The organism is Pseudomonas petrae (genome assembly GCF_021728295.1).
In the GTDB taxonomy this organism is placed as follows: Bacteria; Pseudomonadota; Gammaproteobacteria; order Pseudomonadales; family Pseudomonadaceae; genus Aquipseudomonas; species Aquipseudomonas petrae.
This window is the reverse complement of record NZ_JAKJXE010000028.1, coordinates 1-6,204: the sequence shown is the minus strand read 5'-3', so window position 1 is coordinate 6,204 and position 6,204 is coordinate 1. Positions and strand designations below refer to the sequence as shown.

Annotated in this window: 8 protein-coding genes; 7 read left to right on the top strand and 1 reads right to left on the bottom strand. The window is 57.4% G+C overall.

Annotated features, from left to right (window positions below; all coding sequences use genetic code 11):
- Positions 1-544 (top strand): ATP-binding cassette domain-containing protein (locus L4G42_RS25900; protein ID WP_237260040.1); only part of this gene is annotated, 544 nt, incomplete at its 5' end.
- Positions 545-769: 225 nt separating this feature from the next.
- Here L4G42_RS25900 and L4G42_RS25895 read toward each other — a convergent pair.
- A complete protein-coding gene (locus L4G42_RS25895) occupies positions 770-1,615 on the bottom strand; it encodes a suppressor of fused domain protein (RefSeq protein WP_237260041.1) in 846 nt (281 codons plus the stop codon).
- Positions 1,616-2,032: 417 nt separating this feature from the next.
- On the opposite strand from L4G42_RS25895, the gene L4G42_RS25890 reads away from it, so the two are divergent.
- From L4G42_RS25890 to L4G42_RS25870, 6 genes are all read left to right on the top strand, one after another.
- Entirely contained in the window at positions 2,033-2,203 is a 171-nt protein-coding gene (locus L4G42_RS25890) for a hypothetical protein (protein WP_237253684.1), read from the top strand.
- Positions 2,204-2,217: 14 nt separating this feature from the next.
- Positions 2,218-2,703 (top strand): DUF6630 family protein, encoded by a 486-nt coding sequence (locus L4G42_RS25885; RefSeq protein WP_336885907.1) that lies wholly within the window; start codon positions 2,218-2,220, stop codon positions 2,701-2,703.
- Between the two features lie 354 nt (positions 2,704-3,057).
- Positions 3,058-3,576: a cysteine hydrolase family protein gene (locus L4G42_RS25880; RefSeq protein WP_237253657.1), complete on the top strand. Its 519-nt coding sequence runs from the start codon at positions 3,058-3,060 to the stop codon at positions 3,574-3,576.
- 70 nt (positions 3,577-3,646) lie between these two features.
- Entirely contained in the window at positions 3,647-3,769 is a 123-nt protein-coding gene (locus tag L4G42_RS26100) for a hypothetical protein (RefSeq protein WP_272904133.1), read from the top strand.
- Positions 3,770-3,951: 182 nt separating this feature from the next.
- The gene (katB, locus tag L4G42_RS25875; RefSeq protein ID WP_419789411.1) at positions 3,952-5,478 is read left to right on the top strand and encodes a catalase KatB; all 1,527 of its coding nucleotides are present in this window, start codon (positions 3,952-3,954) and stop codon (positions 5,476-5,478) included.
- A 53-nt stretch (positions 5,479-5,531) separates the two neighbouring features.
- On the top strand, positions 5,532-6,086 hold the full coding sequence (locus L4G42_RS25870; protein ID WP_237253656.1) for an ankyrin repeat domain-containing protein: 555 nt from the start codon (positions 5,532-5,534) through the stop codon (positions 6,084-6,086).
- Positions 6,087-6,204: the final 118 nt, after the last annotated feature.

Here is a 6,204-nt window from a genome sequence, read left to right as displayed (position 1 = left end):
GTGGGACGAACAGGCCTTGCACCAGCGCATCGGGGTGATCTTTCAGGACTACATCCGTTACCAGATGACGGTCGGCGAAAACCTTGGGGTGGGTGACGTCGAAGCGTTCGATGATCAGGACCGTTGGCGCGATGCGGCCACTCAAGGGATCGCCGCCGAATTCATCGAACGCCTGAGCAACGGCTATCACACGCAGTTGGGGCGCTGGTTCGCCGGTGGGCAGGAACTGTCCGGTGGGCAATGGCAAAAGCTGGCGCTGTCGCGGGCCTACATGCGCCGTGAGGCCGATCTGCTGATTCTGGACGAACCGACGGCCGCGCTCGACGCTGCGGCCGAGGCTGCCGTATTCGAGCACTTTCGCGAGTACGCCAAGGGGCGCATGACGTTGCTGATCTCTCACCGATTCTCCAGCGTGCGCAACGCTGATCACATCATCGTGCTGGATCAGGGCCGGATTCTGGAACAAGGCACCCACGTGCAACTGATGGCTGGCGGCGGGCGCTATGCGAGCCTTTTCAACATCCAGGCGCGTGGGTATCAGTAGCCGCGCCGACTGCCCACTGACGAGGCAATACTCGTTAGTCATCGAGGTGGTGATAGTTGAACAAACCGGCGGCCTGTAGGCCGGTTTGCATTCAAATTGACCAGGCATCCTCATCGGATCTGAGCAGCACAGGTCGCGCACTGAACAGGCTGAAGTGGGACCTAAATCGGACATTCCCCTAAAAAATTCTCTTTGCTTCTGCCAGTTCCCTAGCGCCGCGCGGCGTTAAACAACGCTAGCACGATGGAGGGTGCTCAGATGCCCGATGCCTGCAGCCTTCAAACGGCTTACCAGATCCTCCCGTGCAACGCGCCCACCAGCGCGAACGTATTCGAGCTCCGACGCTGTGATCAATACCACTGGAACCAAGCTGACCGGGGATAAAGGCATGTCGTCCAGGCGGGTACTGAAATCCGGCTCCGGTGCTCCCAACAGTACACCGGTAGAATCGTCTTCGGTCACGAACGGTTTGGGCAGTTGATTACTCATATGGTGAGACAGGCTGAACCCCGGAATTTCGAGAGATAGCGCACCGTATTGTTCGAGTTGATGGGTGATTCCTCCAGCATCTGCCACGGTTTTGGCAACGTGCTCCACCAACTCGAACGCCCAGCTGCGCTTGAGAGGATCGACCTCGCCCAAGGAACCACGGACGTGCTCGGGTATATCTGCAGTTTCTATGAACAACTCCATCTCGAAACCATTGCCCATCCCTCCAGTATCATCGAATGGGTCTGACAGGCCTTCGGTGGCGATGATTACTGTGTCACCACGCCGAATCACTCGGTAGGCCTGGCGGGTCGAGGGCCAGTAAGGGCCACCCGAAAAGCTCGGACTAATGATGTAGGAAAGGACATCCCGCTCGACTGTGCCGACAGAGCCCCAATGACGATCCAGGCACGCTTGACTTGCTAGTCGGGCGGCCTGATTTGCCGCTTCAGACTCAGACTCAGACTCAGCCAAGTTGCTGAACGTAATTGGCTCCTGGAATTCAAGGGGTTGCGGGGTGGGTTGGGCGTCTTGCGTTGAACGACCTTTCAATGAAATGAGAAGTTTCTTGAAGAAATTCATGTGCGTTCCTTGCTCAGTTTCGGCCCAGCCTCCAAGTGTCAGCACTTGCTGATCTGATGGTAGGCGTTGGACGCATTCTGGCGTATTGGCTTCGATATGAAAACGCAAAAACCTATTTCGCTCCTCCATCGCCTTGGTGCAAAAATATAAGTCACCATTTGGTTCTTGGACCCTCAATCGTATTTTCTGACAGATACCAGACGGTCACTCGACCACCCTGCAGGTTCTCAAGCGATACATCGCGAACATGCCGTGTTCAGTCATGCCCTGCTTGAGCCAGCTTCAGAATGGATGGGCGAATTGCCAGGAGTTCATGCTCATGGGCCGAAACTAGAAACGATTCGGGTATTGCAAGGGGAGGCCCGGCATGCGCTCCACATACGCGCGTAATTCCCTGACGGGTGAGAGATACTCCTCTTGCTCATGGTTCTGTTCCGCAAGAGCGCTGCGCCGATCGCTGTCAGCATGATGCTGCTGCACGGTGAAAATACCCGTCAAAATTATTTAGGAGGAGACAGACGTTGGGGATTCTACATCGTCTTTTTGGTGGCCGTTTTCATCAACCGCCACCCTCTGAACCGCCGTTAAGCGATGCTGCGATCATGCGCGAGCTGCATCCGTTTCGCGCCGAACTCAAGGCGTTCACCCAGCGCCTTCTAGTACGTATGCCTGACAAGGAACGGGCACGTCTTGTCAGGCGTGTAATGCGCTGTTACGGACTGGGCGAAGAGCCAGCCGTTGCGTTGACCGACGGCGTGATCGATCAGGAAAAGGGGCAGCCTCTTGAGCATCTGGCCCTGCTGGCCGTCGACTGGAAGGGACACGATGGGTTTGAGTACCTCGCGCCGCATTTGGTCACGGCCAGTGGGATTGGAGAGCCTTTTGTCTACCGGACAGACCCTGCAACGACGCTCGAAGAAGTAATTGGGAATTTTGATCTCTGGCTGATCGGCCATGGCAAACGCTATCTGCACGTGAACACGGGAGGCGATGAATACGTAGGCTGTATCGTTGACGGCGATGATGTCGACAACATGATCGCAATGGCACGGAAGGCCGGGATCAAGGCAGCACTTAAGGCTTTTTGATGCGCGCACAGCGAGCAGTAGGCGCTTGTGCTGGTTCGGTTGATTCGCGCCGCCTCGCTTCTTGGCAGGCGGATCCGAGCCTCGGCTTTCGGCCAAGAAGCGGCCGATGAGTCCAGTCCATATGAAATGACTGCCGTCCTGGGCAGGTTCACTTGCAAGACCGTCCCGCCAAAGTTAAGGTCAGGCTCATGAATGTCCAACGTTTCGAATCGACTACAACCTTCACGACCGCCACGCGCGGGTAGTGGGAGGTTATGTGAGTTAAACCAGCACACAATCCCTAAAGACCCGCCAGTAATGGACCGGGTCTTTTTTTTGCACCGGTTTTGCTGGCACCAACGTAAGGAAACGCACATGTACGCACTTCTGATTCTCGACATGCAGGTAGGGCTTGTTCACGGCCCGGACAAACCTTGGAGAGGTCCAGCGCTTATCGATACATTGAATGGGCTCATGAGGAGTGCGCGGAAAACAGGGGCCCCCATTTTTCTTGCCCGCCATATAGGTCCGGCAGGGTCTCCGATTGAGCCGGGTAGCCCGCTCACCGAGCTTGTCCAGGAGTTACAGCTAATGGGTGATGAGGTGATTTTCGAGAAAAAACGCCCCAATGCCTTCGCTCAGACGGACCTGGCAACTCTGCTACGTGAGCGCGAGTGTGACGGCGTCGTTGTGACGGGCATGAAAACTCAATTCTGTGTGGACAGCACCTGCCGCGCCGCCCGCGATTGCGGATTTGATGCTGTGCTCATCGCGAACGGACATACTTGCACTGACACTCCAGAACTCAAAGCAAAGACCATCGTTGCCCACCATAATGCAACGTTAGCTGGGCCATTTTGCCGAGTCGTCCAGGCTGGGGAATGGAGTTTCTAGTTAACTCTCCTTCGCTTTTCTCCGACCCCAGAGGCCTGATACCGGGCATGTCTGGCTGAACAACCTGACGGTGCTGCTGATTCTGGCGGTGGTCGTGACGATTTCCAGCGCGACTTATCACTATGTCGAGCTCAGAGGGCAGGCGGTAGGCAAGCAGTTGCTGCGGCGCAGGATGGCGGTGCCCGTGGGCTGAGGCGGTCAGTCCTCTCCCAGCCAGAACCGCGCCCCGTAAGTTTTGATCAAACCGACCAATCGAGTCAGCACGTCAATATCTTTAAATGTATCAAACACATAGGCATAACTAATTCAGCAATCGCGGGCTCTGGCCGTAGGCTTTAACTCTCATAACAACCAAAAACAGAGAGAGAGTCCGCGATGTATTTACCCCGCTTCCCTATCGCAGCCAGCCTGATTGGCGCGAGCCTGATGGTCAGTTCTGCAGCGTACGCAGACACCCTGACCCGCGACAACGGCGCCGCCGTTGGCGATAACCAGAATTCTCAGACCGCCGGCCCAACCGGCCCGGTCCTCCTGCAAGATGTGCAATTGCTGCAAAAACTTCAGCGCTTTGATCGTGAACGCATTCCGGAGCGTGTCGTGCATGCTCGGGGCACCGGCGTGCACGGCGAATTTGTTGCCTCCGACGACGCCTCTGATCTGAGCAAAGCCACGGTCTTCCGCAAAGGCGAGCACACCCCGGTATTCGTGCGGTTTTCAGCCGTTGTCCACGGCAACCACTCCCCTGAAACCCTGCGTGACCCCCGCGGCTTTGCCACCAAGTTCTACACGGCCGACGGCAATTGGGACCTGGTCGGTAATAATTTCCCGACGTTTTTCATCCGCGACGCGATCAAGTTCCCGGACATGGTCCACGCCTTCAAGCCTGACCCGCGCACCAACCTGGATGACGACTCGCGACGTTTCGACTTCTTCTCCCACGTCCCGGAAGCCACGCGCACGCTGACGTTGCTGTACTCCAACGAAGGCACACCCGCCAGCTATCGCACCATGGACGGCAACGGCGTACACGCCTACAAACTGGTGAACGCCAAGGGCGAAGTCAACTATGTGAAGTTTCACTGGAAGAGCCTGCAGGGCCTGAAAAACCTCGATCCCAAGCAGGTCGCTGAAGTGCAGTCCAAGGACTACAGCCACCTGACCCACGATCTGGTGGCCGCCATCAATAAGGGCGATTTTCCGAAGTGGGACCTGTACGTCCAGGTGGTCAAGCCTGAAGACCTGGCGAAGTTCGACTTCGACCCGCTGGACGCCACCAAAATCTGGCCAGGTATTCCGGAGCGCAAAATCGGCCAGATGGTCTTGAACAAGAACGTGGACAACTTCTTCCAGGAAACCGAGCAGGTCGCCATGGCGCCAGCCAACGTCGTGCCGGGTATCGAGCCTTCGGAAGATCGCCTGCTGCAAGGTCGGGTGTTTTCCTACGCTGACACGCAGCTCTATCGCGTGGGCCCTAACGTGATGAGCCTCCCGATCAACGAGCCACGCGTCAAGGTTAACAACGGCAACCAGGACGGCCCGCTCAACACCGGGCACACCACCACCGGCGTGAACTACGAGCCAAGCCGACTCAATCCGCGTCCAGCGGTGGAAGAGGCGCGCTACAGCCAACTGCCACTGTCCGGCAGCACACAGCAAGCCAAGATCCAGAAAGAGCAAAACTTCAAGCAGGCGGGCGACTTGTATCGTTCCTACAGCGAGAAGGACCGCAAGGATCTGATTCAGAGTTTTGGTGAATCGCTGGCGACCACCGATACCGAAAGCAAGAACATCATGCTGTCGTTCCTCTACAAGGCAGATCCGGAATACGGCACCGGCGTAAGCAAGGTTGCCAATGGCGATCTGGCCAAGGTCAAGCAACTGGCCGCTGCACTGCAGGACTGACCGACCACCTCGGCCCGTTTGCACGGCGAGTCGGGGCTTCTGGAGGACATCACATGCGCAGAACCCTTTATGCGTTGCTGCTGTGTCTGGCGGCGGGCGTGGTCCAGGCCAGCCCGTCTGATATTGGCACCGCCGCCGATACCCAGGCTCAACTTCGGGAGCTGTTTTTCCAGGCCGCCCGAGACGGCCGCCAGGACATGCTCAACGAGTTCATCAATGCCAAGTTCGATCTGAACGTGCAGGACGAAAAAGGCTATACCGCCCTGATTCTCGCTGCTTACCACGGCCAACAATCAACCGTTACCCAACTGCTGAGCGCCGGCGCCGATCCCTGCGCCAAAGATCTGCGGGGCAACACGGCATTGATGGGGGCGATCTTCAAAGGCGAACTCAGCATCGCGCGGCAACTGGTCGACGCTAATTGCGCGCCCGATCAACGCAATAACGCCGGTCAGACAGCCGCGATGTACGCGGCGCTGTTCCATCGCAAGGATGTTCTTGAAGCACTGGCGGCCAAAGGCGCGGATCTGAATGCGACGGACGCCATGGGCAACCGGGTGCAAAACCTGGAGCGCGGCGAATTCCAGCCGTTGCCGGCGACCCGGTGAGTCAGGCAAAGCGCATCCTGTAGCCCGGCAAGCTCTCACAGATACACGCCATAGCGGCCAGCCAGACTCAGTCCTCTTCGAGCCAGAATCGCAGCGGTTTGCCCTGCGCTGGCCAGAG

Bases quoted from the DNA above. Each gene is read 5' to 3' on its own strand.
- L4G42_RS25895 (WP_237260041.1), bottom strand. From the start codon at position 1,615: ATGAATTTCTTCAAGAAACTTCTCATTTCATTGAAAGGTCGTTCAACG.
- L4G42_RS25885 (WP_336885907.1), top strand. From the start codon at position 2,218: ATGCGCGAGCTGCATCCGTTTCGCGCCGAACTCAAGGCGTTCACCCAG.
- L4G42_RS25880 (WP_237253657.1), top strand. From the start codon at position 3,058: ATGTACGCACTTCTGATTCTCGACATGCAGGTAGGGCTTGTTCACGGC.
- katB (WP_419789411.1), top strand. From the start codon at position 3,952: ATGTATTTACCCCGCTTCCCTATCGCAGCCAGCCTGATTGGCGCGAGC.
- L4G42_RS25870 (WP_237253656.1), top strand. From the start codon at position 5,532: ATGCGCAGAACCCTTTATGCGTTGCTGCTGTGTCTGGCGGCGGGCGTG.